27 protein-coding genes, 4 tRNA genes and 1 pseudogene are annotated in these 24763 nt (G+C 53.1%); 9 read left to right on the top strand and 23 right to left on the bottom strand.

The features are described 5' to 3' along the window. Window positions 1-71: 71 nt before the first annotated feature. From VSQ30_RS00945 to VSQ30_RS01015, 15 genes are all read right to left on the bottom strand, one after another. A complete protein-coding gene (locus tag VSQ30_RS00945) occupies window positions 72-854 on the bottom strand; it encodes a hypothetical protein (protein WP_334461408.1) in 783 nt (260 codons plus the stop codon). A gap of 194 nt (window positions 855-1048) precedes the next feature. Next, window positions 1049-1687 (bottom strand): DUF3846 domain-containing protein, encoded by a 639-nt coding sequence (locus tag VSQ30_RS00950; RefSeq protein WP_334461410.1) that lies wholly within the window; start codon window positions 1685-1687, stop codon window positions 1049-1051. After that, a complete protein-coding gene (locus tag VSQ30_RS00955) occupies window positions 1662-2036 on the bottom strand; it encodes an AbrB/MazE/SpoVT family DNA-binding domain-containing protein (RefSeq protein ID WP_334461413.1) in 375 nt (124 codons plus the stop codon). The genes VSQ30_RS00950 and VSQ30_RS00955 overlap by 26 nt, the downstream gene beginning before the upstream one ends. Beyond that, entirely contained in the window at window positions 2033-2284 is a 252-nt protein-coding gene (locus tag VSQ30_RS00960) for a hypothetical protein (protein WP_289716775.1), read from the bottom strand. Before VSQ30_RS00960 ends, VSQ30_RS00955 begins: the two co-directional genes overlap by 4 nt. 12 nt (window positions 2285-2296) lie before the next feature. Next, window positions 2297-3211 carry a DNA adenine methylase gene (locus VSQ30_RS00965; RefSeq protein WP_334461414.1) on the bottom strand — a complete coding sequence of 305 codons (915 nt, stop codon included), beginning with the start codon at window positions 3209-3211 and terminating at the stop codon, window positions 2297-2299. A 93-nt stretch (window positions 3212-3304) separates the two neighbouring features. Continuing rightward, a complete protein-coding gene (locus tag VSQ30_RS00970) occupies window positions 3305-4009 on the bottom strand; it encodes a DUF1281 family ferredoxin-like fold protein (RefSeq protein WP_161471848.1) in 705 nt (234 codons plus the stop codon). Further along, window positions 3994-5196, bottom strand: a complete 1203-nt coding sequence (gene dcm, locus VSQ30_RS00975) for a DNA (cytosine-5-)-methyltransferase (protein WP_334461416.1) — start codon at window positions 5194-5196, stop codon at window positions 3994-3996. The genes VSQ30_RS00970 and dcm overlap by 16 nt, the downstream gene beginning before the upstream one ends. 35 nt (window positions 5197-5231) lie before the next feature. After that, entirely contained in the window at window positions 5232-5528 is a 297-nt protein-coding gene (locus VSQ30_RS00980; RefSeq protein WP_334461418.1) for a DUF4314 domain-containing protein, read from the bottom strand. 15 nt (window positions 5529-5543) lie between these two features. Next, complete coding sequence (locus VSQ30_RS00985; RefSeq protein ID WP_334461419.1) at window positions 5544-6389, bottom strand: hypothetical protein; 846 nt, start codon at window positions 6387-6389, stop codon at window positions 5544-5546. A gap of 283 nt (window positions 6390-6672) precedes the next feature. After that, a tRNA-Leu gene (locus VSQ30_RS00990) sits at window positions 6673-6755 on the bottom strand. A gap of 70 nt (window positions 6756-6825) precedes the next feature. After that, the gene (locus tag VSQ30_RS00995) at window positions 6826-7791 is read right to left on the bottom strand and encodes a type I phosphomannose isomerase catalytic subunit (protein ID WP_334461420.1); all 966 of its coding nucleotides are present in this window, start codon (window positions 7789-7791) and stop codon (window positions 6826-6828) included. 12 nt (window positions 7792-7803) lie between these two features. After that, entirely contained in the window at window positions 7804-8406 is a 603-nt protein-coding gene (locus tag VSQ30_RS01000) for a GNAT family N-acetyltransferase (protein WP_334461421.1), read from the bottom strand. Between the two features lie 135 nt (window positions 8407-8541). Next, the gene (gene fba, locus VSQ30_RS01005; RefSeq protein WP_334461422.1) at window positions 8542-9408 is read right to left on the bottom strand and encodes a class II fructose-1,6-bisphosphate aldolase; all 867 of its coding nucleotides are present in this window, start codon (window positions 9406-9408) and stop codon (window positions 8542-8544) included. 151 nt (window positions 9409-9559) lie between these two features. After that, window positions 9560-10387: a hypothetical protein gene (locus VSQ30_RS01010; RefSeq protein WP_334461423.1), complete on the bottom strand. Its 828-nt coding sequence runs from the start codon at window positions 10385-10387 to the stop codon at window positions 9560-9562. A gap of 180 nt (window positions 10388-10567) precedes the next feature. Next, window positions 10568-11371 (bottom strand): ThuA domain-containing protein, encoded by an 804-nt coding sequence (locus VSQ30_RS01015; RefSeq protein WP_334461424.1) that lies wholly within the window; start codon window positions 11369-11371, stop codon window positions 10568-10570. A 284-nt stretch (window positions 11372-11655) separates the two neighbouring features. Here VSQ30_RS01015 and VSQ30_RS01020 point away from each other — a divergent pair, with 284 nt between their 5' ends. The 3 genes from VSQ30_RS01020 to VSQ30_RS01030 all read left to right on the top strand — a co-directional run bounded on the left by VSQ30_RS01020 (window position 11656) and on the right by VSQ30_RS01030 (window position 12899). Beyond that, window positions 11656-12360 carry a helix-turn-helix domain-containing protein gene (locus VSQ30_RS01020; protein WP_334461425.1) on the top strand — a complete coding sequence of 235 codons (705 nt, stop codon included), beginning with the start codon at window positions 11656-11658 and terminating at the stop codon, window positions 12358-12360. A gap of 316 nt (window positions 12361-12676) precedes the next feature. Continuing rightward, a tRNA-Thr gene (locus tag VSQ30_RS01025) sits at window positions 12677-12752 on the top strand. A 62-nt stretch (window positions 12753-12814) separates the two neighbouring features. Then, window positions 12815-12899 (top strand) — tRNA-Tyr (locus tag VSQ30_RS01030). A gap of 420 nt (window positions 12900-13319) precedes the next feature. Here the strand turns inward: VSQ30_RS01030 and VSQ30_RS01035 are convergent. The 5 genes from VSQ30_RS01035 to VSQ30_RS01055 form a co-directional block, all read right to left on the bottom strand. Continuing rightward, on the bottom strand, window positions 13320-14474 hold the full coding sequence (locus VSQ30_RS01035; protein ID WP_334461427.1) for a tyrosine-type recombinase/integrase: 1155 nt from the start codon (window positions 14472-14474) through the stop codon (window positions 13320-13322). Between the two features lie 105 nt (window positions 14475-14579). Next, entirely contained in the window at window positions 14580-15581 is a 1002-nt protein-coding gene (locus tag VSQ30_RS01040) for a relaxase/mobilization nuclease domain-containing protein (RefSeq protein WP_305117456.1), read from the bottom strand. Next, window positions 15582-15899 carry a plasmid mobilization protein gene (locus VSQ30_RS01045; protein WP_305117455.1) on the bottom strand — a complete coding sequence of 106 codons (318 nt, stop codon included), beginning with the start codon at window positions 15897-15899 and terminating at the stop codon, window positions 15582-15584. Window positions 15900-16182: 283 nt separating this feature from the next. Continuing rightward, window positions 16183-16491 (bottom strand): helix-turn-helix domain-containing protein, encoded by a 309-nt coding sequence (locus VSQ30_RS01050; RefSeq protein WP_334464753.1) that lies wholly within the window; start codon window positions 16489-16491, stop codon window positions 16183-16185. Window positions 16492-16538: 47 nt separating this feature from the next. Next, window positions 16539-16751 carry a helix-turn-helix domain-containing protein gene (locus tag VSQ30_RS01055; protein WP_334461429.1) on the bottom strand — a complete coding sequence of 71 codons (213 nt, stop codon included), beginning with the start codon at window positions 16749-16751 and terminating at the stop codon, window positions 16539-16541. A gap of 167 nt (window positions 16752-16918) precedes the next feature. Here VSQ30_RS01055 and VSQ30_RS01060 point away from each other — a divergent pair, with 167 nt between their 5' ends. From VSQ30_RS01060 to VSQ30_RS01085, 6 genes are all read left to right on the top strand, one after another. Then, a complete protein-coding gene (locus tag VSQ30_RS01060; RefSeq protein ID WP_334461430.1) occupies window positions 16919-17884 on the top strand; it encodes a DUF6076 domain-containing protein in 966 nt (321 codons plus the stop codon). A 158-nt stretch (window positions 17885-18042) separates the two neighbouring features. Then, on the top strand, window positions 18043-19287 hold the full coding sequence (locus tag VSQ30_RS01065; RefSeq protein WP_334461431.1) for a helix-turn-helix domain-containing protein: 1245 nt from the start codon (window positions 18043-18045) through the stop codon (window positions 19285-19287). Between the two features lie 8 nt (window positions 19288-19295). Beyond that, window positions 19296-20102, top strand: coding sequence for an ABC transporter ATP-binding protein (locus VSQ30_RS01070; RefSeq protein ID WP_334461432.1), 807 nt, complete (start codon window positions 19296-19298; stop codon window positions 20100-20102). Further along, on the top strand, window positions 20099-20905 hold the full coding sequence (locus VSQ30_RS01075; protein WP_334461433.1) for an ABC transporter permease: 807 nt from the start codon (window positions 20099-20101) through the stop codon (window positions 20903-20905). The genes VSQ30_RS01070 and VSQ30_RS01075 overlap by 4 nt, the downstream gene beginning before the upstream one ends. Before the next feature lie 4 nt (window positions 20906-20909). Continuing rightward, a complete protein-coding gene (locus tag VSQ30_RS01080; protein ID WP_334461435.1) occupies window positions 20910-21713 on the top strand; it encodes an ABC transporter permease in 804 nt (267 codons plus the stop codon). Between the two features lie 330 nt (window positions 21714-22043). Continuing rightward, window positions 22044-22128, top strand: a tRNA-Tyr gene (locus VSQ30_RS01085). A 430-nt stretch (window positions 22129-22558) separates the two neighbouring features. On the opposite strand, the gene VSQ30_RS01090 is transcribed toward VSQ30_RS01085, so the two are convergent. The 3 genes and pseudogenes from VSQ30_RS01090 to VSQ30_RS01100 all read right to left on the bottom strand — a co-directional run bounded on the left by VSQ30_RS01090 (window position 22559) and on the right by VSQ30_RS01100 (window position 24219). After that, window positions 22559-23215 carry an HAD family hydrolase gene (locus VSQ30_RS01090; protein ID WP_334461438.1) on the bottom strand — a complete coding sequence of 219 codons (657 nt, stop codon included), beginning with the start codon at window positions 23213-23215 and terminating at the stop codon, window positions 22559-22561. Between the two features lie 97 nt (window positions 23216-23312). After that, window positions 23313-23675: pseudogene (locus VSQ30_RS01095) on the bottom strand (tyrosine-type recombinase/integrase); the annotation flags it as partial. Window positions 23676-23814: 139 nt separating this feature from the next. Then, window positions 23815-24219: a CopG family ribbon-helix-helix protein gene (locus VSQ30_RS01100; RefSeq protein ID WP_334461443.1), complete on the bottom strand. Its 405-nt coding sequence runs from the start codon at window positions 24217-24219 to the stop codon at window positions 23815-23817. Between the last annotated feature and the right edge of the window lie 544 nt (window positions 24220-24763).

Raw genomic sequence — 24763 nt, forward strand, 5'->3', positions numbered from 1 at the left:
TCCTTTTCTGCCCATTTGGGCAACAAAAAAAGGACACCACTTTTTGCGGTGTCCTTGGGTTTATTTTGTTATCATGCGTACCCGATATAAATGTTGTAGCAGTCGTTTCCGGTGGATTCGTACCATATCCATACGTCGGTAATATCCGGGTCGTTTGCATATCTATTCAGCCTGCTGTTGATGTCCCTCTCCAGGCAGGTGCTGTGCGGACCGGCCCCGATGGGGTTGTCCCAGCAGTCTACCGCCGAGCTTTCCAGCCGCAAGCCCAGCCCCTGTGCGCAGCTTTGCGCATAGCTGATCCAGTAACCGATGTCGAAGGTGGCTTCCTCTATGACCGGCTCTGGCGTGGGCTCTGCCGGAGCCGGTGTAGGCTCGGCAGGCGCAGGAGTGGGGGCTGGCGGCTCCGGTGTAGGAACCGGAGTTGGTGCAGATGTGGCCGCTGGCGATGGGATGGGGGTGGCTTTCGCGGTGACTTTCAGGTAGGCGTCAGGTTCGGCGGCAGGTGGTTCAGGAGTAGGGGTAGATACCGCTGTTTTTGGCTTAGTGGCTGGATTTTCCTGCCGTACCTTGGGTTTCTGTGCCTTCTCCTGTTCAGCGGCAGGGTAGGCTTTGGGATTCTCCTTTTCCTTTTCTGCCGTATTCGGTCTGAACTTGAGGCCCGCTGCTATTTGTGCTATTATGGCGCTCGTGTCGATGTGTCCATCGCTGGTATCGGTGGGCGAGGCTACATTCAGCACAATCGCCTGGGGCGCGGGTTCTGGCGCTGACTGTGTGGCCTGGGGCTGTTGCACCTGGCACCCGGCGCTGCTTATGAGCAGGGCGGCGGCTATAAGAGTGGTCAAGATTTTCTTCATGGATTTCATCCTTTCTTGGAGTTTTTCTTGACCACAAGCATATCACAACTTTTCAGAAAGTCCAGACCAATTCCGAATAAAGATGCAACAAAGATTCAGCCGGAAGTCCCTAACGATCTGGGCGGAGCGCGGATAGTTTTTATAGCAGAACACCTCCCATTACATGGAAATAAAGGTAAACCCGGAGCTTTCCTCTACTTCCTCTTGGCTGATTTCCTCCGGCTGGGCGAAGCGCTCCATATACCGGTCAACTTACGCATCCGTGAGGGAGCGAAGGCTTTCCCGTTATCTCCGACCAAAATGAATGGCCCGGCGATCACATCATCCCCCACATGGCGGTTGCCCTCCATGCCAATGAGTTTTCCTTCATCATTGCAGAGTAGGACGGTGCCGTCCTGATTGTTGAGGACTTCCAACGGCCCATGCACGGCCTTCTGCATGGACAGCAGGTCACGGCCCACTTCGCTGACGAATGGCGGCCTGCCGGGTTCCACATACACGATCCGCAACAGATCATCCGGCTTATGAGCCAGTTCCGGGTCGAAATCCAGTTTCTTAAATCCCCAATGATCGCAGAAGAACGCGCCATTTTCGGTCAGCACCACATCCGAAATAGACAACGAGTGGCCCCGGTGCAGAGGATGCCCGCCGACGTTGAACAAGGAGTAGACTTCTTCCAGGTCGCGGCAGTTTACGTCACCGCGAAACACTTCCTCATATATGCCGGAATCAATTCCAGCGCCCCCGCGCAGCTCCATGGTTTGCTCAAGACCACGAAATTTCAGGCTGTCCTCATCGTAATCGCCGTCAATTTGGAATATCTGGATCTGCAAGCACAGCACCTCGCTTTCCTTGAATTTCCCGGCGGGGCGGGCCAGTTCTGATTTCGCGCCTGGGCAGTCTGCCCAGGCTCTCCGAGAGCTGCACAAACGCCGCCTTTTGCAGCTCCGTGGGCAGGGAGTCCAGCAATTCCAGCAGCATGGTGCGGTCATCTGTCATGGCCCGAACAGTCTTGTCCTGGCAGTCATCGCAGAGCTTCTCCCTACGGACGATTACCGTCCTGCCATCGCTGGACTCGGTGAAGGATAGCACGTCATTGTAAGCAAAGCCCACCCGCTGCCGGATTTCAAAGGGGATGGTGATACGCCCCCGCTTGCCAAGAATACGCAGCAGTTTTTTCACTCATCCAGCTCCCTTCCGTCACAGTTAGCCTCGCAGGGACATCCCTCGCAATCGAACTCGCAGGGGACAGCATTCAGCGGACAGTTTTCGCAGTCACGGTCGCAGACGTAATCATCCGTGGTGTCCGGCGTGTCGATGATGATCTTGCCCTCACGGGCGCTCACTTGAATGATACTTTCGGTGTTGATGCCCGCATCCAGAAACATCTCCAGAGGCACGGACACCAGAATAAATGGTTCGCTTGCCAAAATAATCACATCCTATATTTCAAACTTCATTTGTGCTGGCTTTGCATTTTCCCGCTCGAACAGGTCATAGTTGCCGATGAGCAGTTCTTTGAACTCTTTCCCGGCTTCATACCGCTGGGCCATGGAGTGGACTCTGGTGAAATCATAAATGGGAAATCCATCGTACAACTCCCGTATTTCTGAACAATCGTTATAGGAGAGCAGAAACCGGCCCTGCATCTCCTTTGCCACATCCCGCAGCCGAACATGGTCGGCCCAGGCAAACTCCACGGCGTACATATCCTCCGTAGAAAAGTACGGCGGGTCGAGGTAGAAGAAGGTGTCGGGCCGGTCATAGTGATGGATAAGGGTCTCAAAGTCCTGATTCTCCACCACCACATTGGCCAGTCTACTCTCCAGTTGCTGAATCAGGCTGAACAGCCGCCGTAAATCAAAGGTCTGGGAAGCGAAAGATTTCTTTCCGCTGGAGTAGCTATAACGGAGCAGCTTCAGGTACATAGCCGCCCGGCGCACGTCGTAGTCGTGTGTGATTCGTTGCCGGATGGTTCGCAGTTCTTCTGCCGCTGGCGGTGGGAACAGTACCTCTGTCAGTTCCATTTCTTCTGCCAGGAATCTATCGTCAAACTGTTCATGCTGAAAAAACTTCTTGATAGCCTGGAAATCCGCGCGGGAATTGAGGTTGCAAAAACCCAGTTCCCGGATAGTTGCCATGGTGCGTTCCTTCATACATTGAAATAGGTTGACGAGATTCCGGTCGAAGTCGTTATACACCTCGAATGGGTCGGGAGGTTTCCCCAGCAGCACGCTCCCGGAACCGCCGAACACCTCCACAAACCTGCCGTATTCCAGAGGGAACAGACTGTAGATAATGGGGAGGATAGGCGCTTTATTGCCTACCCACGATACCGGCGATTTAATTGAGACCACCTCATTCCTTCGCCGGAAACCGTTCAGAAAACGAAAAAAGGCCGGTATCATCGTTTCCTGAACGATTGATACCGGCCTAAAATTTAGCTATACTTACTTCATGGAAATCCCGCTGTCCAAATCCTCATCTTCCTCCAACTCACCATTTCCCCAAAGGCTATTGGCGTACTCCACGGCCTCAACACCAGCAGGGCGATACTCGCCGCACAAAGAGCCGTTGTGGTACTCATCCTCGCCGCAGTTATGCCCGATGTCCTCGTCGGCAAACTGGTGGACAAAATCCAGGTCGGGGTACATCTCCGACAGCTTGGCAATAACCGGCTGGGGCGGTGACCACGCCGACCAGAACCGCAGGGAATGCCCGTCAAATTGGACTCCGTCCTCGTAGCCATAGGCGTTCCACTTGGTACCCCAGTTCCTGATTCGCCACTTATACCAAGTAGCCGCCCCATATTTTTGCTCATTCTGGAACGCCTGCCTGCCCAAATCCCATGCGGCGCGGTCGATGTCAGGCCGCACCCGGAGAAATGCCTGCTCTGATTTCTCGGGGATGTTCAGCAGGTCGAAATCCCCTTTCTTGTCGTTAAAGGTGTAGACTTCGATGAAATCTTTATAGGCTTTCAGGCCGCGGGTGGTTCGGTTTCCTTCCTCCATATCCAGCTCCGGGGGCATGGGGATCAGTTTGTTGAAATCAATGGAGCCGAGGCCGTACTCATCGTTTTTTACGGCCTCGAATAAGGATTTGATCCGGGCAGGGTCGCCCTTGATCTCAATAATGTTTGTTACATGGTTTGGCATGATGACCTCCAATGAATGTCTTTGATTTTCTCTCCCAAAGCGGAAATGACAGGCACAGTGACCGCGTTGCCTGCCATTTTATAAAGCTGTGCGTCGGATAGTTCGGTTGCAGCAGCTTTATTGAATTGTTCGTCACTAAAACCTTGTAAACGCCAGCATTCTATGGGCATGAGCTTTCGCACTTTCCCATAATGCACAGTACCGTCCGCGTCCTGCACAGGAACGGCAAAAGGAGCTTTTCCTTCTACGAATACGCCGGATTTCCCGCCTTTGAACTTGCCAATACCTGCATCCTGATTAGCCAGCCGGCATCGGGCGTTCTCAGTCAGGCTGGGTTCTTCGTTCAGGTCAATAAAGAAATACCCCTGGTTGTTTCCAGGGGTAACGGTGTGCGCGATTTTGTCCCCAACCCTGCCGCGCCTGGTGTTCATGGTGGCGTAGGCTAGGTCGATGCTGTCGCCGGGGTGGGCCAACTGATACCCAGCCTTGGTCATAACCTTGATGGGCAGGGTGACATCGTAGAGCCCACTCCTGCCGCCAAAGCCGCCTGCCGTGCTTGTCAGAGTGATGGACACTCCTGCGGGGGAGTACACCCGCCGCCCTTCCGGGCCGGGTAAGACTTGCTCAAGAGCCGCTCCATTTGTGTCTGTGAAAGAAAGTACCTCTCCGGCACATCGGTCTCTAAGATATCCGACAATATACACTCTCTTGCGGGATTGGGGGACTCCAAAATCCTTGCTGTTAAGCACCTGCCACGCGACATCGTACCCCAGGTCATCCAACGTAGAGAGGATGGCCGCAAACGTCCGACAGCCGTCATGCGATAGGAGGCCGGGAACATTTTCAAGACACAAAAATGCAGGTCTTTTAGCGGCGGCAAGACGTGCGATTTCAAAGAACAGAGTCCCTCGTGCATCGTCGGCAAATCCTCTCCGCTTTCCAGCGATTGAAAAACTCTGACAAGGAAAGCCGCCGCAAATAAGGTCGATATCCGGCAGCACTGCCGGGTCGATGGTTCTGGCGTCTGCAAAAAACACTTCTCCTTCCGTATCGTACATGGCGTTATATGCCTGGTTCGCATATTTATCTATCTCACAGTGACCGATGCATTCAAACCCGCCCGCGGCCTCCAGGCCGGAGCGGAAGCCGCCGATCCCCGCGAACATATCAAAAAATCGGATAGCCATGCGCCATCCGACCACTTCGCCGTGTTAAAATCACCTCACATTTTCATGCCGAAATCTTCATCCTCGTCCATATCCAGCTCCTGTTCCTCTGCCAGTTCTTCCTCAGTCAGCTTGCGAAAGGAGTCCTCGCTGGGGATAAGGCCCAGCGACCGGCCATTGTCGAACTTGCAGTGCAGAGTGCCGATATCGTCCACCGCCATAACAGTTCCGCGGGTATTGTCACCAATGCGGTGGATGTCCTCGCCCATGCTCAGCAGCATAATCCGAGTGCCGCTGGGGTACTCGGCCTTATAGCGTTCAGCCATCCGATGCAGCCTATCCCATTCGTTCATGTTGAAAACCTCCTTTTACATACCGCCCATTCCTTGATGGGGTTCCATGTGCTCGTCCAGTTCATTCTCGGTACAGAGAAAATAATCATCACTGCTGTTCCAATACGAAACATAGAGATCGCCCTCGTCCGTTTCGATGGGCCGCTGCTCGAAACCTTCTCCCAGCCCATCTGAGCACTGCCCGAGGATTTCTTCCCTCAAATCAGACATTTCCTCTGCCGTGAGCGGCTCTTTGAGGTGGCAATCGATACGGCCCAGGAGCCTGTCGTCCATTTCCTCCACCGTCCAGACCGCCGACATGAGCTTGGCAGCCACGCCAGCGTTTCTGTCCATATATTGCGCCATGTCACCCATTTCCGGGGCCTGCTCGTTAGCGATGCCCTGCTCGATCTGATCCTGGTATGCCGTCAGGAAACCGCTGCCCACGTCGATATCCTCGTCGCACTCGCCGTCATCCAGCTGGCCTACCAGGGGGCAGTAAAACGCCAGCTTGACCGGCCCTGCCGCCTGGGCCATGGCCTGGATGTCATCGAACAGCATTTCCTTGGTGAGATACTGGTTGTGGACGATGTTCTGCTCCAACTCCGACAGGATCTCTTCTCTGGCAGTGCTGACGGCGAACGCTACGGTGTTAGCATCGGCCAGAGTATCATTCCTGCCGAACACCCGCAGCAGGCCCTTGCCGATCTCGCTGTCCGCTGTGAGCTCCACGTTAGCGGCATTGTCATCCATGAGCAAGAGGCTCCGGGGCGTTTTTCGGATACCCATTTCCACCAGGGCGTGGTGGAGCTCGTGGATGTTGGCGGGCAGCTCCCATTCAAGAGAGGCTCCAACTTTACTGGTGATTTTTGCTTTAATCATTTGATGCACCTTCTTCCTGAAAATAGAAAAAGCCGGTCGCTTGTTTTGGAGAAAACTCCAGCGACCGGCTATGTATTTTTGTGGCGAGAAGGCCAGCAAATCATCCCTGCTGGCCCTCTCGTTTTTCTTTATTCTGTTGCTGTGAGGGTTCACTTCCTGCCGGAAAGCCAAAAGGCCAAATTTTCATCTACGTTTTTGACTTTTCAAATCCAGGCTTCCAGGCATCAAAAAACCGCGCCATGGCGCGGTTTTTTGAGCGAATATCTTTTTTATATCCACAGGATGGTGCGGGTGACAGGACTCGAACCTGCACAGTTTCCCACCAGAACCTAAATCTGGCGCGTCTGCCAATTCCGCCACACCCGCATACGTACAAAGTTATTATACAGGTATTTGGCGGGAAGTGCAAGCTTTTTTTCGCAAAAGGCAGGCTTGTTCATGCTCCCACTGTGGTGACCACCAGCGTACAGGTTCCCTTCACCCGGACTTCCCCTGCGTTTGCAGGCACGAACAGGCTGTCCCCAGGGACAAATCCCACCGTATTTTCCCGGCAGGAAGCGCTGCCCTTTCCTTCTGTCACCACCAGGGAAGCAAAGCTGCCGCCGTCCAAAGGCAGGAGAACCTCCCCCTCCACCCGGCAGCGGCGGGTAGTGAAGTACGTGCAGGAGGCAAGGCTCTTCATCCAGCCGCCTGGAACAGCTTCCTCTTCTCCCTGCTTGTCCCGCGTATCCGAGGGAGTAAGCTTTGACACCGCCAAGGCCTTTTCCACATGCAGCTCCCGGGGCTTGCCGTCAGCGCCCAAGCGCCCGTAATCATACACCCGGTAGGTGCAATTCGAGTTCTGCTGGATTTCGCAAATCAGGATACCCCCGCCAATGGCGTGGATGGTGCCGGATTCAATAAAAAACACGTCTCCCGGGTGTACGTCCACCTTGTTCAGCACTTCCAGCAGGGTGTTGTCCTCAATCCTCTGGGCAAATTCCTCCCGGCTCACCTCCCGGTTCACCCCAAAATATAAAGAAGCCCCTGGCTCGCAGTCCATCACATACCACATTTCCGTCTTGCCGTATTCACCCTCCGCCTCCAGGGCATATGCATCGCTGGGATGCACCTGAATGGACAGCGGCTCTTTCGCGTCGATAAATTTGATAAGCACCGGGAACTGCTCAAATTTCCCGCAGTTTGCCCCCAAAGCCGCCGGGCCTGTCTTTTCCAGATACGCCCCCAGCGTCATCCCGTCAAATTCGCCGCCGCAAATGGTGCTCTGACCAGCGGGGTGGGTGGAAAGCTCCCAGCTTTCCGCCACCTTCTCATACGCGCACTTTTTTCCGTAGACCTCCCGCAGCTTTACCCCGCCCCACAGGTAATCCTTAAAGGCCGGCTCCAGCTTTTCAATTTTCATGGGTATTCCCCCTTAGCCAATATGATATTTTTCTTTCACGCGCTCCCGCACTTCCGCAAAGCCCACCGGCGGCTTTGGCCCCGGGCCATGAGGGCCGATGTGCTTTTCCATCCACGCCATGTTATACCACCGCCCAAATTTATAACCAGCCTGGCTGAACTCCCCCACCATCCGGTAACCCAAATGCCTGTGAAACTCCACGCTGTTGCGGGTTAAATATTCATCGTCCTTTTCCGGCACCGCAATGCAGGCATTCATGTTGAGGAATCCCTGTTCCCGCAAAACGTTTTCCAGTGCCCTGTGGAGCTTGCCCCCCAGCCCCATGCGCTTTCTCGCCGGATCCACATAGATAGAGGTTTCCACGCTCCAGCCATAGGCTGCCCGGCTGTGGAACGGCCCGGCATAAGCATAGCCTAAAACCTCCCCATCCTTTTCCGCCGCCAGATAGGGAAACCGGGCCAGCACGCTCACTATCCGCCCCCGGAATTCCTCCGCGCTTGGCACGTCATATTCAAAGGTGACAGCCGTTTTCTCCACGTAAGGCGCGTAAATCGCCAGCAGCCTTTCCACGTCCTCCGGCTTTGCCGCCCGTATGCGCACCTCGTCCCTCTCCATGGGCCTTCCCACCTTCCATATGGATAAACGCCGCTGGCCTTTCAGCAAGCGGCGTTTGCGTATTATATTTTATGAAAGCCCGTCAAGCAGGCGCTGCACAAGCGCATTGCTGCGCTAAACGCCTGCCACACTGCCTTAAGCCTTGCCGACAGAACCGAACAGCTCCATCTTTTCCTTCACAGTGGCCTTAATGGCCTCGGTGCCGGGAGCCAGCAGCTTGCGGGGATCAAAGCCCTTGCCCTGCTTGTCCTTGCCTTCTTCGATATACTTGCGGGTAGCCGCGGCAAAGGAAAGCTGGCACTCGGTGTTCACGTTCACCTTGGAAACGCCCAGGGAGATGGCCTTCTTCACCATTTCCTCGGGAATGCCTGTGCCGCCATGGAGCACCAAAGGCATGGTGCCGGTCTTTTCCTGAATCTGGGCCAGCACGTCAAAGTTCAGGCCCTGCCAGTTCTCAGGATATACGCCATGGATGTTGCCAATGCCTGCGGCCAGCATGTCCACGCCCAGGTCGGCAATCATCTTGCACTCGTCGGGATCCGCCACTTCGCCGCCGCCAACAACGCCGTCCTCTTCGCCGCCGATAGAGCCAACCTCAGCTTCCACAGAAATGCCCTTCTCCCCGGCAATGCGGATGATTTCCTTGGTCTTTTCAATGTTCTCGTCAATGGGATAGTGGGAGCCGTCAAACATAACGGAGGAGAACCCGGCCTCAATGCACTTTAAAGCCCCCTCATAGGAGCCATGATCCAGGTGCAGGGCCACAGGCACTGTGATGCCCAAAGTTTCCATCATGCCCTTTACCATGCCCACAACTGTGTTATAGCCGCACATGTACTTGCCCGCGCCCTCAGACACGCCGAGAATCACAGGGGAATTGCACTCCTGGGCAGTCAGCAGGACAGCCTTTGTCCACTCCAGGTTGTTGATGTTGAACTGGCCCACAGCATACTTGCCGGCCTTTGCCTTTTGCAGCATTTCCTTGGCAGAAACTAAACTCATATGAAATTCCTCCATAGCATTTATTTTAGCCCGCTTCCCTGGTGTGGAACAGGAAAAAACAGGCAGGCTTTCACCCATATATTGATTATACCCTCTAAAGCAGGAAATTGCAACCGCAATTTGGCAAGTCTCCTGGTTTTCCCCGGCTTTTTTACGGAGAATTTGTGGGCGCTGGGGACGCGGACGCCAACAGATTGGGCGCAGCTGTGGGGATTGGAGTGGGGTCAGGCAGATGGAGGAGCTCCTTTTCCAGATCGTAAAGGTAACGCGTGTCTATGCCATCCTCGCTCACAATGAGATAAATAGCACCCTCATAAACCACCCCATAGTCGCCATGCACGCCGGATTCACAGAGAAGGCTGCCATTTTCATCGTACCATTCCAGGATATACTGGCCGTACCCATCATCTTTTATGCCCTTATCCATGTAAGCCGCCCCGGAGAACATATTCCTGATTTTTTCTACATCCTCCCCGGCTTCTATCTCGAAGCTGCGGTTTTCCCAAGCATTCCGCACCGATATGCGCACAGCGGCGCCCAAGTCAAAAAGTTCCCCTCCCTGATAAAAAGCCGCGTCCCGGTATATAAGGCGGTAAACGGCAGGCAAATCCATTTCCCCGTCGGCAACTCTATAAAACCAGTCCTGATACAGAATCCTGTCCCCCGACGGTTCAACCTCCAGCATCAGCCCATCGCCCGGCTGCCGCCAGCTTATGCTCAGGCCGCACCCCACACTGTCATGGATAAATTTTTCTTCTTTTATATAACTATGCTTGCAAAGCATATCCACTAGCTGGCTTTTTTCTTTGGAGTCTGTGATGACAATATCCTGCCCATTCCCAGCGTCGCCTTCATTGATGAAAAACTCTTCCACCTCATCCAGCCTTTTGAACAGGACAGAGCCGGGAATGCTCTCGCCCCTTCCGGCGCATCCCCCCAAAACCGTCAGACACAGCAAGATTGCCCAAAATCTTTTCACAGAAATCCCTCCCTTTTTACAATTTCTACATATAGTATACCATGTTTGACTCGAAAAAGTCAAGCGTCATTGTGGGTGGGATACAGTAATAGGGCTTGGGGCCGGGGACACCTGGAAAGCAAAAATCCCCCGGCCCAGGGGGCCAGGGGACATGCTTACTGCCGGCAGATGCAGGGAAGATTACCGTAAAAGCTCTTCCGGGGACTTTTCAATCCGGGGGCTTTCCAGCTTTTCAATCCACTGGGCAGGCGCAACCCACCGCACAGCGTTTTCAATAATCTTCACAATAATGGGATTGTGATAGGAGGGGAATGTCTCGTGGCCCGGCTGGAAATAGAAAATCTTGCCGTTGCCCCGGGTCCAGGTGGCGCCGCTGCGGAACAGCTCGCCGCCCCTGTACCAGTTGGTGAAGAGCAGATCGTCCGGCTTGGGGATATCGAAAGGCTCGCAGTACACCTCTTCCCGCTCCAGCTCAAAGGTTTCAGGGATGCCCTGGGTGATGGGATGGACCGCGTTCATCTTGTAAACCCGGGTGAAGTCCACTTCCCGCCACTTCAGGTTGCCGCTGGTGCCCAGGAGATACCGGAAGGGCTTGGAGAGGTGGGCAGAGTGCAGGCCGATGAAGCCCATGCCCCGCTGCACCCGGGCCACAACCTTATAGGCCAGCTCGTCAGGCACGGCATGGTGGGCGATGTGCCCCCACCAGATAAGCACGTCGGTCTTGTCCAGCAGTTCATCCGGCAGGCCGTATTCCGGATCAAAAAGGCTGGTGTAAGTAACGTTCATGTCCTCGTTCTGGTTCAGGGTGTTGGCCAGGGTCTTCAGGTGGCCGTCCGGGTACACCTCTTTAATTTCGGCTACGTTCTTCGCGATTAAGGCCTCCAGGTGGCCCTTGCGCTCTTCCGGGATGCCTGCGGGCATAAACTCGGGACGGAGTTCCCCCCGCTCCTCCACCGCCTCATACCATACGGTTACGTTAATCATAGCTGTTCATTCCTTTCAAGGATAGTTAAGGGCTTGCGCTGAAAAACAGCGGGTGCTTTGAAATGTTTTCCGCTTTTATCAGGCAGCCCCAAATGCACTATATAAATTATACACCAAAGGGCAGGCAGTCCGCAACTGGTTTTTGTGAAAATTTTCTCGCGCAAAGGCAGAGCTTCCCGCCTGGCCCGCGCCCTCTCTACGGAGCGTAGGTTGCAGGGGGCTGGCTGTTTTGTTATAGTACATACAGGTTGAAACCAAACTCTTGAAAAGGAGCGCGAAGCTTTATGAATCACTATGTAACAGGGGCCGCTGTTAAGGCCCTGCGGGAAAAGAAGGGGCTGACACAGGCCCAGCTTGCGGAAATACTGGCGGTCAGCGACAAGGCCGTTTCCAAATGGGAGACAGGCCGGGGCCTGCCGGACATATCCCTGCTGGGGCCGCTGGCACAGTCGCTGGGCGTCTCCATTCCGGAGCTGCTGTCCGGCGAAACCATTACTAACCGGAACAGAACCGCCAATATCCTGCGCTCAAAATTTTATGCCTGCCCGGTCTGCGGCAACACCATCCACGCCACAGGCGAGGCCATGGCAGCCTGCTGCGGCATCACCCTGCCGCCGCTGGATCCGGAGGAGCCAGATGAAGCCCACGCCTGCAGCGTGGACTATGTGGAGGACGAAATTTTTGTCACCATCAGCCATCCCATGGAGCGGGAACACCATATCTCCTTCATTGCCTATGTCACCATGAACCGCGTGGACATGGTAAAGCTGTATCCAGAGGGGAACGCTGAGGCCCGGTTTTTCCTCCGGGGCAGCGGGCAGCTCTTCTGGTATTGCAACCGGCATGGCCTTTTCAGCCGTACTGTCCAGCGCAAGGGCAGGAAAAACGGGCAGGGCAGATCCTGGAAAAAGTCAGTCTCCAGGCGGGTTTGCAGGGCTTTTCTTTGTGCCAGTTTGATAAAAACGCTTTTTCGGACAGAAGCGGATTGATGGAAAAGGTAGATTCTTTTCAAAAACATTGACAACTGGCCCTTTTACCTACTATAATATACCCGTACTCAGCCAAGCGTACAAGCTTGCGGCATAGAGCCGCACTTTTCAATACAACTCCTCCCCAAAAGAAGGAAAAGGACCGGATGTTCCGGTCTTTTTCCTTTTTACGGCGGAAAAGCCCGAATATTGGCGCGGCTGAGCAGCCTCCATTTTTTGTTCGCAAAACTTCTTCCATAAAAATTGCAAAAAACACAGAAATACCCCTTGACTTTCTCCGCTGATTGGGATATAATAATTGAGCGCTGAAAAATTCGCTGGTGTAGCTCAGTTGGTAGAGCAGCTGATTTGTAATCAGCAGGTCAGGGGTTCGAGTCCGTTCACCAGCTCCAAACTGGGCGGTCCGGCCCGACAGGAAGGCCGGACAAGCCTTGTATAAAATTGCATAATTTATGGGGGAGTTCCCGAGTGGCCAAAGGGGGCAGACTGTAAATCTGTTGTCGACGACTTCAGTGGTTCGAATCCACTCTCCCCCACCATTGACAAAGCCTTGCATGGAATGTGCGGGGCTTTTGTTGTATGTAGCCCAATTATTTTGGAGCGATTTTCTACACTGGGTGGGGAACGGTCAAAGCTGGAACATCGCAAGTTGTTTTGCTCGGTTGCATATTAAAATGGATATTGCGGATAAGGTTTCAGCTTATTCTTTTTGCGAGTTTGGCGTGGCTCCGTCGGCTTTTTGTCCTGACCCACACCGTGACCCACATGCGGAAATGGTCAGAAATAACCGGAGAGTGCCAGGGGCGTTTTTGACCCACACCGTGGTCTCGCCTGTCGGCTCGGTCGGTTCGCAGCTTGTCTGCCACTGGCAGACGCTCACCCCACACGCGGAAATAAACGGAAACGGCTGGATGCCTCCGGATAGGAAGTTCCAGCCGTTTTTCTCGTTTGCCCCACACTCACATGACCTTCTCCATAAAATTTCCCATCTTTTCTGCGGCTTGCTCCTGCTTTTGGCGGGTGGCGTGGGTGTAGGTTCTCAGCGTGAAACCTGCGTCGTAGTGGCCCAGCATACTGCTGACGGTTTTTACGTCTATACCATTTTGTAGTGCGGCAGTTGCGAAGGTGTGTCTTAACGAATGGAAAGGAATATAACTTAATTCTGCTGACTTCAGTATTCGCTTGTGGAGCGTTACTATCGAGTCGGGGTAGTACATTTCACCGGTTCTCGTTGAGGGGAACATATAGGGGTTGTCGGGGTGCTTGCGGTGTTCTTGTTGAAGAAGTTCCACAGCCTTTTGTGGGATAGACACCAGCCTGACGGAAGTTTCTGTTTTTGGCCGGGTGATGACGATGTTACCGTTTTCGTCGCGGGTGGCCTGTTTGCTGACGCTAATGGTCTGATTCTCAATATCCAGGTCAGACCAGAGGAGGGCAACCAGTTCGCCTTTGCGTAGGCCGCTCACCAATTCCAGATAAAACATCGGCAGGACGTGGCGGTGGTCAGCCTCGTCCAGGTAGGCTTTTATGTCCTCGGCGGGGAGAAACTTCATTTCTTTTTTCTCCAATTTGGGAGCGATGCAGTCCTCTGTGGGATTGCGTTGGATAAGGCGCTCCTTGACCGCCCTGTCCAAAGCGTTGTGGAGCATAAGGTGGATGCCTCTGACAGTAGATGCGCTTAGGCCGGGGGATTTCTCCTTTTGGGCCTCTCGTAGCCTGCCGTTTTCATGTAGATCTTGATACAGTTTTTGCAGGTCGCGGCCTGTCAGCTTGTTTAGCTTGATATCACCGATTCGTGGGTTTACGTGGAGTTCGATGCTCCGGCGGTAGTATTCGGCGGTGGAGACTCGCACATTAGGTTTGGCATAGAGGGTGCACCAGTTGGTAAGCCATGCGCCGACCGTGTAATCATCGGAGCGGGCGATGTCCAAATCTTTGGTATCGTCCATTGCCACAGCCAGCTTTTCCTTGACTTCAGCTTGGGTCTTGCCCAGCACGTTTTTGGTGATGCGCTTGCCAGTAGCCGGGTCATAACCAGCGGTGTAGCGGCCCTCCCAGCGGCCATCCTTACGCTTGCGTATGTTACCCTCGCCGTTCGCTCGTTTCTTTGCCATAAACCGGCCTCCTTTCAGCACACCACACTACCACATAGCGTGGGCTTATGTCCAGAGAATTTTTTCCGTATTCTTTGTTAAGCGCCGCAAATTTTGCGCCCGGTTTTACCACCCGAAGTCGTACCCATAGCTTTCCTCGTTCGTGAGTTTCTGCCCGTGTGCTAGCTTCTTCAGTGCCTCGCGGCTGCGCTGTTTGCTCTCCGACCAAGTGGGAATGGGCGGCAAGTCCGGCGTGTCAAATGCCTGTTCCAAGTACCTACCAAAGCGTACTGCATCGCTGGCAAGTTTACCAAGCCAACCCTCGTCGGGCTCCTTGGTAGCTGGGCTGAACCCGAAAACCTGACGGTATAGAAATAGCATTTCAAAGTTCTGCTTGAGAAAAGTCTCATCGTGCAAGCTGCTGTCACGACAGCGTCTACCCTCCGGTGTGATAAACGTAATGTGCTTTCGGGTATCAGTCCACACTACTTGATACCCCTCCTGCTCCATATTTTCTATGAAGGACTCCCGGTCATCTGCGTACTCTAATGCCTCGTTTATGGCCAAAATCAAATCCAGTTTCCAGCTCTCACCTCGCAAGCCAGCTTGATATTCTCCGGGTTTCATGCTCTTTTTCGGCTCATGCCTTTTTGCCTTTTTCAAAACAGAAAGCCCGTGCCTTTGGCAAATCGTATCGTTGATGTTTCGATGAGCCTGCAAGTCTGCGGCGTTCTGATGGAGTTTCCTGCCATCGACACAGCTAACAGAATTCACCACCAGATGGTTATGGAGGTGTCCAGTGTCCAAGTGAGTGGCTACCATCACTTCAAAATCAGGGAATGCTTGCTCTGCAAACTCCATCCCAATGGCATTGGCCTCTTGCGGCGTTAGTCTATCATCGTCTGAAAAGGATTGCACGAAGTGGTAAAACTGCCGCCCGTCTGTTTTCTGAAACTGTCGTTTCGTGGTAAGCATTTCTGTGTAAGCACACTGGGGAACGCAGTTGTATCCCGAAACAAAACTCAAATCTCCCTGCCTAGTTTTGCGCTCCTGGGAGATGTATTTCAGCACTCCTGCCAAGGCGCCCACCGTCTGTTTTGCATTTCTGATAGCCACAAAGGTTGCCAATCACTTCACCTCCCTCGCAATATTGTCAAGTGATGAGTAGATTTTCCTGTATTCGTTTATCAAATCATCCACTCGAAAGTCTGATATCCTGCCCATGTTTGCCAGCACAGCCAGTTGATTGATGTTCCTGCCTTGCGCTTTTAGCTCTGACAAAACCTCTTGCAGACCATCCACCTGGATGATTTGCTTACTTAGTCCGCACTGGACGAGGTAAGCAGTTACCGTCATTCTAGCCTTCTGCGCCCGTTTCTGTATGGCTGTTTTCTCTGACGTTGTAAGCCTTGCGGTGATAATTTCCGTTTTCTTTTTTCCCTTCAAATCTCTCTCCTTTTATGCGCTCTTGCACTTCAAAACTCCCCCTTTAGGGGGTGGGGGGAGGGGCCGGGTTTACCCGGTTCCTGTGACCGGCGTATAGCCGGACGCTATGCTTGCCCTGCCTAAAAGGCAGGATTTCCTCTGCCCAACCGTTCTGATAATTTTCCCCGGTAACTTTACCATAAACGCCCTACAGGGCCGCTCGTTGTTCTCGGCCTTGTCGCTCCCCTACCTTTGTGGTTGCCCGTCCAACACGGGCCGCACAGACCCCACAAACGGCTCCTACTCACTTCCACATCTGGCTTTCGTTGTAGTTGTCTATCGCCCGCTGGATGGGGAGAATTTTGTACTGCAAATTCCCGTTACGGATTTGTCCACTCGATTCATATTTCGATGGTTCAATTTGAATCAACTCCTTGTACCAAAGTTCGTGCACATATTTTCTCACGGTGTTTTCACTCATGCCGACCGCCCTGCCGATGGTCTTGTAGCTTGGCCAGCACTGGTGCGATTTTCTGTCCTCGCAGTACATCAGGTAGCTGTAGACTGCGATTTCACCAGCTGAAAGCCCAATATGAAAGATGGCATTGGGCAGAGGGAAAAAGTTTGCAGGCCGCTCTGCCTTTGGCGAAGTAAAATAACTTACAACGTACTGCCCCCTGTCTGACTCTCAATCCATGAGAGAAATTTGTCCTTGGGCACCACCAAGCGAGAGCCGATTTTCAGCACAGGAAAGTTTTCCTGATGCAGCAGCTCGTAGGTTCCCGCTTGAGATATACCCAACACTTGTGCCACTGTTCCTGCGTTGAGGAACAGTGGCAGCTCATCATAACTTTTGAATTTGGATTGCAGCATTGGCACCTCCTGGAAAATTCTTCTTGACATTCTCAAATTCTTGTTGTAGACTTATTCTTAAATCCAGACTTGATTTTTGGAATGGTCTTATGGTAACACCTAGAAACTGATTTGTCAAGGACAATTATAAAAAATATTTTAAACTTTAAGATTGGAGAGTGGCGCAAGTGTCTGATTATGTGTTCTACACCTACTTTGCAGAGGGCCGGGAGCATTTTGTATATGCCGAGACGGGGCGTTCGAGGAAAAAAGAGAAAGACTTCCCATTTCTGGAAAGCCTTTTGCGGTTTACCTATTTGGACATCTGGTCTTTGGAGAACGAATTTAAGAAGATGGACAAGGCGTTACTTGATTTTTATAAAGAGCCCACCTTTGACTCCCAGCCCGTGGTGATGAGCACGCTTACAGAATTAGCAAGCCAGCACATCTATTTCGAGTTCCTACGCCTGGACTGGCAGGCAAGGTTCCATCATGCAGAGCAGCATCCCGATGAAGATATTCACACGATCCTTCCGCATAAACAGCTTTCCCACATTCCCAGCACCATCGATATGCTGCAAAAGCAAATCATGCGGTTGTTTCAAGACGTGCTGGACATTGACGATGGCAAGAAAAAGCCCGCTCAGGAAAAGCTGCAAGCGTATTTGGACAAGGAGAAAACGCATCCGCTCTATGCCTATAAGTTCCAGCCGGTATCTACTGTGTATGAGCGAATCGATAAAGGGAGTTTCGCCGAAACTCTACACCCGGCTTCCCTCTATGACCTCGTGGAATTCTCCCTTCGGGAGTGCGTCAAGCGGGAACAGCGTATGCGCATTTGCTCTTATTGTGGCAAATATTTTGCAATCCCGAGACGCAACACGGCGGAGTTCTGCACGCTGACCGTGGACGAGAACGGCCACACCTGCAAGGAGGTCGGTGCGATGAGACGCTGGGCTGAGAAAAAGAATTCGGACGAGCTGTTCAAAGAATATCGGCGGGAGTATAAGAAGCGGTTCAACTGGATAAAGGCGGGGAAGATAAGCCCCGGTACATTCTACGCATGGAGCGCTGTCGCCAAGGGCAAGCGGGATGAGTGCGCGGAAGGTAAGATGAATCTTGAAGAATTCAAAAAGTGGTTAGGCGAATCGTGATGAGAAAGGGCTGGAAATCTCCGGCCCTTCTCTTTGTTTAGCGGCGCAGATTTTGCGCTCAACCGTCAGTTGAGTTTCACAAGATCCCCACGCCCATTCGGTTATTGTAAAGCTGAGCCAACCGGGTTAAAATAGAGATAGCGAAAGGGGAGATAACTGTGTTGGACAGCAAACGGGTGGCGGCGTTCATCGCCATGAAGCGCCGGGAGATGGGGCTGACCCAGGCCCAGGTGGCGGAAAAATTGGGGGTCAGCTACCAGGCCGTTTCCAAATGGGAGAGGGGCACGGTGCCTAACGTGGAGATCGTAGTGGAACTGGCGAAGCTTTTGCGGGTGTCCGTGGACACTCTGCTGGCAGGCGGGGAGTCGTGGTTTTCTTATGAGAAAGCGGGGATAGACCTGGCCTCACTGGATGCTTTCAAGGGGGATGCAGCTTCTTTCTGTGAGCCCGACAGCCCCAGGATGGTAAGCGTTCCCGGATACGCCCCTCTGCTTTTGGATATCCATTTTCCGGAATTACAGGAGCCGGTCTTGATAATGAGCGCCAATACCATCGGCTCGAAATGTAAAATGGCGGCAAAGTACGGCTATACGGAAGTGGTTGGAAGGGATATAGTCAACGATCTTATAACGCATACCTGTTCCGCAGGAGGCCATCCGCTGGCCTTGACGGATAATCTTATCAGCGGGAATGCAGACCAGGGGCTGCTGCGCTCGTTGATAAAGGGTGTATCAGAAGCTTGCCGGGAAAATAAGTGCGCCCTCTTAGGCGGCAGTACCTGCATCCAACCCCAGACCATGCGCTTGGGGGAATATACCTTATCCGCCACCATGGTAGGTGTGGTGGAAAAAAGAAAAATAGTGGATGGCAGCGCCATAAAGGAAGGGGATAGGATCCTGGTGGTGGCGTCAAACGGCCTGCATACCTCCCACTACACCCAAATGCGGGTGCTGTTAGAGAGAAGACCCCAAATCGAGAAAGAGAAAATTGAGGGGGAGACGTTTATCCAGCACCTTATGAGGCCCCATCCGTCCTACTATAAAGCGCTGAAACCCCTGTTGGGCCGCCCGGAGCTGCATGGTATGCCTGTTGTGACCATAGGAGGTTTGGCAAATAGCAGACAGTTATATAGGATCATGCCAGACGGCTTGACTGCCGAATTGGATCTGAGGAAATTACATCCCCTGCCGTTCTTCCGCTTTTTGAAAAACGTGAGTGGGTATGATGAAAAGGAGATGCTGAACTATCACAACTGCGGCGTAGGTCTTTGCCTGATTGTTGATAAGGGCAGCGCGGAAGAAATCGCAAAGGAAATCAGCCAGCACTTCGACTGTTACGAGTTAGGGCGAATCAAACAGGGAAGAGAGAAAATCGTGTTGAAAAACCACGTAAAGTGGGAATAGGAGACAGTATGATAACCGTAAGAAATTTGCAGAAAACGTATAAGATTGCAAAGCCCGGCGAGGGCCGCTTCGCAACCCTCAAGGCGCTGGTGCGCCCCCAATATGAGGAACGCCGGGCGGTGGACGGCATCGATTTTACTATAAACGACGGAGAGATCGTAGGCTACATAGGCCAGAACGGCGCGGGGAAGTCCACCACCATCAAGATGCTCTCGGGCATCCTGGTGCCCACAGCGGGGGAGGTGAAGGTTAACGGCCTGACGCCCCACAAAGACCGCAAGGAGCATCTGCGGAATATCGGGGTGGTGTTCGGGCAAAAGACCTCTCTGTGGTGGGATGTGCCGGTGATCGACAGCCTGAACATACTAAAAGAAATGTACCGGGTAGAGGACAGCCGCTTCAAAAAGAATCTGGAAATGTTCACAGACTTGCTGGACTTAGGCCCCTTCCTCCAGCAGCCCGTGCGCCAACTGAGTCTGGGCCAGCGTGTGCGGGCCGACCTGGCCGCCGCCCTGATGCATGACCCCAAGACGCTCTTTTTAGACGAGCCCACCATCGGCGTGGACGTGGTGGCAAAGGAACGCCTGCGGGAGTTCATCACCGAGATAAACCGGGAGCGGGGCGTCACCGTGCTGCTGACTACCCACGATGTGGTGGACATGGAGAAGCTGGTGAGCCGGGTCATTGTCATCCACGCCGGGCAGATTATTTACGACGGCAGCATGACGGGCCTGCGGGAACGTTACGGCGGCGAGGATGCAGACATCGAGGACATCGTGAGGAAAATATACCGGGAAGGGGAGAGAACAGCATGAGAGTTTTCCTGGCCTCGCTGCGCATGGAGAAACGCTCCGCGGGGGTGTACCGGGAGGACTTTTTGCTGAAAGTCCTCTACAGCATAATCGCCATGTACGGCGTGCGCAGCCTGTGGGTGGCGCTGTATGGGCAGGACCCCGCTATTCTGGGCCGCCCGCTGCCCTCCATGATCACTTACGCCATGCTGGCGGTGGCGCTGGACATTATTTTTTACCCGTCGGCTCTGTCCACCGCGCCGCAGAACTACATCTCCCAGCAGGTACGCTCCGGGCGAATCGACACAGACCTGCTGCGTCCCGTTGACCTGCAGCGGCAGCTTTTAGCCCGCAACGGCAGCGCGGCGCTGTTCGGGGCGGTGTGGCTGGTGCTGCCCGCCTGGGCTTTGGGCGTGCTGTTTTTGGGCATGGAGCTGCCGCCCACTATCCTGCATGGCACAGCGTTTTTAGTAAGCGGCATCCTTAGTTTTTTCATAGTATTTTCTCTGAATTTCCTGCTGGGCATGGTCTGTTTTGCCACTACCGAGATACGGCAGATCACCATGGCCTACAGCGGCACCCTCACCATCCTGTCGGGCAAGCTCATCCCAAACTGGCTTTACCCGGAGTGGGTACAGGCGATAATAAACGTGCTGCCCTTCCGGTGCATCTTTGAGACGCCGCTGAATATTTACACAGGCGCGGTGGGAGGTACTGCACTCGTATACAATTTGCTGCTGCAAGCGGCATGGGCGGCCGTGCTGCTGCTTATGGGAAAAATGATGTGGCTGAGCGTGCACAAGCACCTTGCCGTACAGGGAGGTTAATGCCATGCAGGAAGTAAAAGCGGGTTTAAAAATGTACGGCTCCCTGTTGAAAATGACCCTGCGGGGCATCCTGCAATACCGGGTGGATTTCTGGATGAGCCTTGTGAGCGTCTGCCTGTTAAACGGCGCGAACATCGTGCAGCTGTCCGTGATCTCCTGGCGGTTCCATGCCCTGGGAAGCTGGCAGGTGGGGGATTTGCTGGTGCTGTACGGCCTCTTCATGATAAGCTGGAGCATCTTCTCTGTGTTCTTCTACAAGCTGTCAAAAATCGAGGATGAGATCGTCAGCGGGGCCTTTGACGTGTACCTTCTGCGCCCGGTGAGCCCCTTTTTGCAGCTGGTGGGCGGGGACATCAAATACACGGGCCTGTGCGACACTTTGCTGGGCGCGGTGCTGGTGCCTACGGGCCTTGCCATGAGCGGCACCCATTGGGGGCTGTGGCAAATCCTCTGGTTTGTGATTTTCGTGCTGTCTGGGGGAGCCATTGCGGTGTGCATCAAGTTTCTTATCTCCTGCGTGACATTCTGGACCACCAAAGCCAGTGCTCTCAGCCAGGTGTTCATTCAAATCTACCTGCTGACCCAAAAGTACCCGGTGACTATCTTCGGCCCGGCGTTCCGCGTGCTGGTGACGGGTTTTGTGCCAGTGGCTTACCTCAATTTCTACCCGGCGGTCTACCTTCTGGGCAAGCCGGACGCACCGCCTTGGCTGTGCATGCTGGCGCCGGTGGTGGCGCTGCTTTTGGCGGGCGTCTCCGTGCTGGTTTGGCGCGGGGGGCTGCGTAGGTATAACAGTTGCGGAGGATGAAGAGCGGGCGTATTCTTTGTTAAGCGGCGCAAATTTTGAGGTTGATTTTAGGCTTGGCGTGAGGAACTCCCTCACGCCTTTTGTCCTTCTGACCCACACCGTGACCCACACGCGGAAAAACTGTGTGGAAATAGCGGAGCGAATAGGGCGGAAAATCGCCGGTATGTGTGCTGGGAAGGTCTAGAAAGTGCTGGAAACTGCTCAATGTTCGCCCTCCACACTGTTTGTAATCAGCAGGTCAGGGGTTCGAGTCCGTTCACCAGCTCCAAACTGGGCGGTCCGGCCCGAAGATGAGGCCGGACAAGCCTTGTATAAAATTTCATATTCTATGGGGGAGTTCCCGAGTGGCCAAAGGGGGCAGACTGTAAATCTGTTGTCGACGACTTCAGTGGTTCGAATCCACTCTCCCCCACCATTGACAAAGTCTTGCATGAAATATGCGAGGCTTTTGTTGTATGTAGCCAAATTATTTTGGAGCGATTTTCTACACTGGGTGGGGAACGGTCAAAGCTGGAACATCGCAAGTTGTTTTGCTCGGTTGCATATTAAAATGGATATTGCGGATAAGGTTTCAGCTTATTCTTTTTGCGAGTTTGGCGTGGCTCCGTCGGCTTTTTGTCCTGACCCACACCGTGACCCACATGCGGAAATGGTCAGAAATAACCGGAGAGTGCCAGGGGCGTTTTTGACCCACACCGTGGTCTCGCCTGTCGGCTCGGTCGGTTCGCAGCTTGTCTGCCACTGGCGCTCGCTCACCCCACACGCGGAAATAAATGGAAACGGCTGGATACCTCCGGGAAGGAAGTTCCAGCCGTTTCATTCTTCTACAAATATCCGGCAATTTGCTATAAATTTAACCCGCCGGTTTCAAGGGCATATTTCACCTGCTCCAGATCGTCGTACTTGGCAATGACAATCTCCAGTGTGGCTTCGTCCGGCTGCCATAAATCAGGAACCATAATTGGCTTGCAGCCTGCTCTATGCGCCGCTAATAAACCGTTCTTAGAATCCTCCAGGGCAAAGCAGGTTCCCGGCGCAACCCCCAATAGCTCGCACGCCTTCAAATAACTATCCGGGGCTGGCTTTGATTTTTTAACCATATCGCCGCAGACAGTACCAACAAAATAATCCGATATCCCCGCGCTTCTTAAGTGCCTCTCGACCTCCCAGCGGGGAGAAGAGGACGCCACCGCCGCCTTATGACCCAGCTTTTGCAAATAATCAAGCAGAATGTATAAGCCCGGCTTAACAGGGACTGGGTTCTCGTTATAATATTTTACCAAGAAAGATTTTGTGTGCTTTTTCAATTCTTCATGGTCGTATCTTCCGCCAAATTCTTCTGCCCAAATGCCATAAGCGGCTTCGCTGTTCATACCTAACGTCTTGTACACCATATAGCCGGCTTTGCCAATGCCAATTTTTTCGCCAGCATAATCCCATGCATCGATAAAAACTTTTTCTGTATCAAACATAAGCCCGTCCATATCAAATATAAAATTCATTGATATGCCTCCCTAAAAAGACGCCTCGTTATAAGTCCCAAAGAATGATTTGTGATCATTATAGCATGGTAACAGACATAGTGTAAGAAAGAATCTATAGCCTGTGGGCTGTTAGCTTATTTAACTTGATGCCGCCAATTCGTGGGTTTACGTGAAGTTCAATACTCCTGCGGTAGTACTCAGCGGTGGAAACCCGCACATTAGGTTTGGCGTAGAGGGTGTACCAGTTGGTGAGCCATGAGCCTACCGTGTAATTGTCAGAGCGGGCTACGTCCAGGTCTTTGACATCGTCCATTGCCACAGCCAGCTTTTCCTTGACTTCAGCTTGGGTCTTGCCCAGCACGTTTTTGATGATACGCTTGCCGGTAGCCGGGTCATAGCCAGCGGTATATCGGCCCTCCCACCTGCCATCCTTGCGTTTGCGAATGTTTCCCTCTCCGTTTGCTCGTTTCTTTGCCATAAAACAGCCCCCTTTCTCAGCACACCACAATACCACACCCTGCTGAGAAAGTCCACTGACATTTTTCTTACATTTTGGGTCTGAAGTTCAAATTTATAAGAACCGTATTCTTTGTTTAGCGGCGCAAATTTTGAGGGGGTCAATCGTCGTAATATCCGGCTAAAATGTCTTCAAAACTTACCTTGCCACGGGTGCGGCGCACATTGTTTATGGCCTCACGGCGCATTTCTTCTACCTGCTCTGGTGTGTACTCGGAGAGTTCCGCCAGCACCCGCATCACCATCTCAAGCTGTACCGCATAGCGGAAAAGTCCTTTCGAGATGGCTTTTGCGTTATCCTCAGATAGTTTCATAACTGCCCCAGCGAGTTTTTCACCCAGGAGGTCATTATCCTGCAAATCGCTATCCGTCATAAGGCTTTCAAGCGCTTGGGTAACCAGCTTGTTCCGAGAGGAAAAGCCCTGCTCTTTCATAAATCTATCCGCTCGCTTGACCAGATCCTTGTCTAAATAAAGGCTTATTCGCTGCATATTTTCTGAATCCATAAAACGCCTCCAAAATCGCAATACACCAACTTGTGACACCTAAAAATTCCCCGGTATTCTGCCGTTTCTGCCCACTTGCAACCCCAAACATTACACCAAACTCTTATTTGTGACCCTACTATGACACCTATCTCACTATGCCCTGCAACTCCCCCAAAAGCCCGCACTTTCTAGCCCTCCCGCCCGGCTCCGCCGGACGGTGTGAACTGCAAAGGCGCCATCTTGGCGCCTTGCTTTCTCCTGCTTGTTTTTCGACCGACTCTTTTGAGCCATTTTGAATTGGATATTCTTCCATAATTTTGCATGACCTTGCGCTCCACTGACTTGGAAATTGCTGTTCCTCACAAATCGCCACAAATGCCCCAAAACGGCGTTCTGAGGCTGCTCTCGTCTTGCTCCTCGGGAAAGGCCTCAGTTCGCCTGACACGGCCCTCACACGCTGCCACAAATGGCCCCACGTTGCGGCTATCGGTGTTTGCCGTGTTCCACCTCGACGGTTGGTCCGAATCGCCTGAAACGGGCTTTACAGGGAACAACACGGCGC

Origin of the sequence: Acutalibacter sp. JLR.KK004, assembly GCF_036941085.1 — a bacterium.
Classification (GTDB): Bacteria; Bacillota; Clostridia; order Oscillospirales; family Acutalibacteraceae; genus Acutalibacter.

What these genes read in the sequence shown, in the direction of transcription:
- VSQ30_RS00945 (WP_334461408.1), bottom strand. Translation starts at nt 854, where the DNA reads ATGAAGAAAATCTTGACCACTCTTATAGCCGCCGCCCTGCTCATAAGC.
- VSQ30_RS00970 (WP_161471848.1), bottom strand. Translation starts at nt 4,009, where the DNA reads ATGCCAAACCATGTAACAAACATTATTGAGATCAAGGGCGACCCTGCC.
- dcm (WP_334461416.1), bottom strand. Translation starts at nt 5,196, where the DNA reads ATGGCTATCCGATTTTTTGATATGTTCGCGGGGATCGGCGGCTTCCGC.
- VSQ30_RS00980 (WP_334461418.1), bottom strand. Translation starts at nt 5,528, where the DNA reads ATGAACGAATGGGATAGGCTGCATCGGATGGCTGAACGCTATAAGGCC.
- VSQ30_RS00985 (WP_334461419.1), bottom strand. Translation starts at nt 6,389, where the DNA reads ATGATTAAAGCAAAAATCACCAGTAAAGTTGGAGCCTCTCTTGAATGG.
- VSQ30_RS00995 (WP_334461420.1), bottom strand. Translation starts at nt 7,791, where the DNA reads ATGAAAATTGAAAAGCTGGAGCCGGCCTTTAAGGATTACCTGTGGGGC.
- VSQ30_RS01000 (WP_334461421.1), bottom strand. Translation starts at nt 8,406, where the DNA reads ATGGAGAGGGACGAGGTGCGCATACGGGCGGCAAAGCCGGAGGACGTG.
- fba (WP_334461422.1), bottom strand. Translation starts at nt 9,408, where the DNA reads ATGAGTTTAGTTTCTGCCAAGGAAATGCTGCAAAAGGCAAAGGCCGGC.
- VSQ30_RS01015 (WP_334461424.1), bottom strand. Translation starts at nt 11,371, where the DNA reads ATGATTAACGTAACCGTATGGTATGAGGCGGTGGAGGAGCGGGGGGAA.
- VSQ30_RS01020 (WP_334461425.1), top strand. Translation starts at nt 11,656, where the DNA reads ATGAATCACTATGTAACAGGGGCCGCTGTTAAGGCCCTGCGGGAAAAG.
- VSQ30_RS01035 (WP_334461427.1), bottom strand. Translation starts at nt 14,474, where the DNA reads ATGGCAAAGAAACGAGCGAACGGCGAGGGTAACATACGCAAGCGTAAG.
- VSQ30_RS01055 (WP_334461429.1), bottom strand. Translation starts at nt 16,751, where the DNA reads ATGCTGCAATCCAAATTCAAAAGTTATGATGAGCTGCCACTGTTCCTC.
- VSQ30_RS01070 (WP_334461432.1), top strand. Translation starts at nt 19,296, where the DNA reads ATGATAACCGTAAGAAATTTGCAGAAAACGTATAAGATTGCAAAGCCC.
- VSQ30_RS01075 (WP_334461433.1), top strand. Translation starts at nt 20,099, where the DNA reads ATGAGAGTTTTCCTGGCCTCGCTGCGCATGGAGAAACGCTCCGCGGGG.
- VSQ30_RS01080 (WP_334461435.1), top strand. Translation starts at nt 20,910, where the DNA reads ATGCAGGAAGTAAAAGCGGGTTTAAAAATGTACGGCTCCCTGTTGAAA.
- VSQ30_RS01090 (WP_334461438.1), bottom strand. Translation starts at nt 23,215, where the DNA reads ATGAATTTTATATTTGATATGGACGGGCTTATGTTTGATACAGAAAAA.
- VSQ30_RS01100 (WP_334461443.1), bottom strand. Translation starts at nt 24,219, where the DNA reads ATGGATTCAGAAAATATGCAGCGAATAAGCCTTTATTTAGACAAGGAT.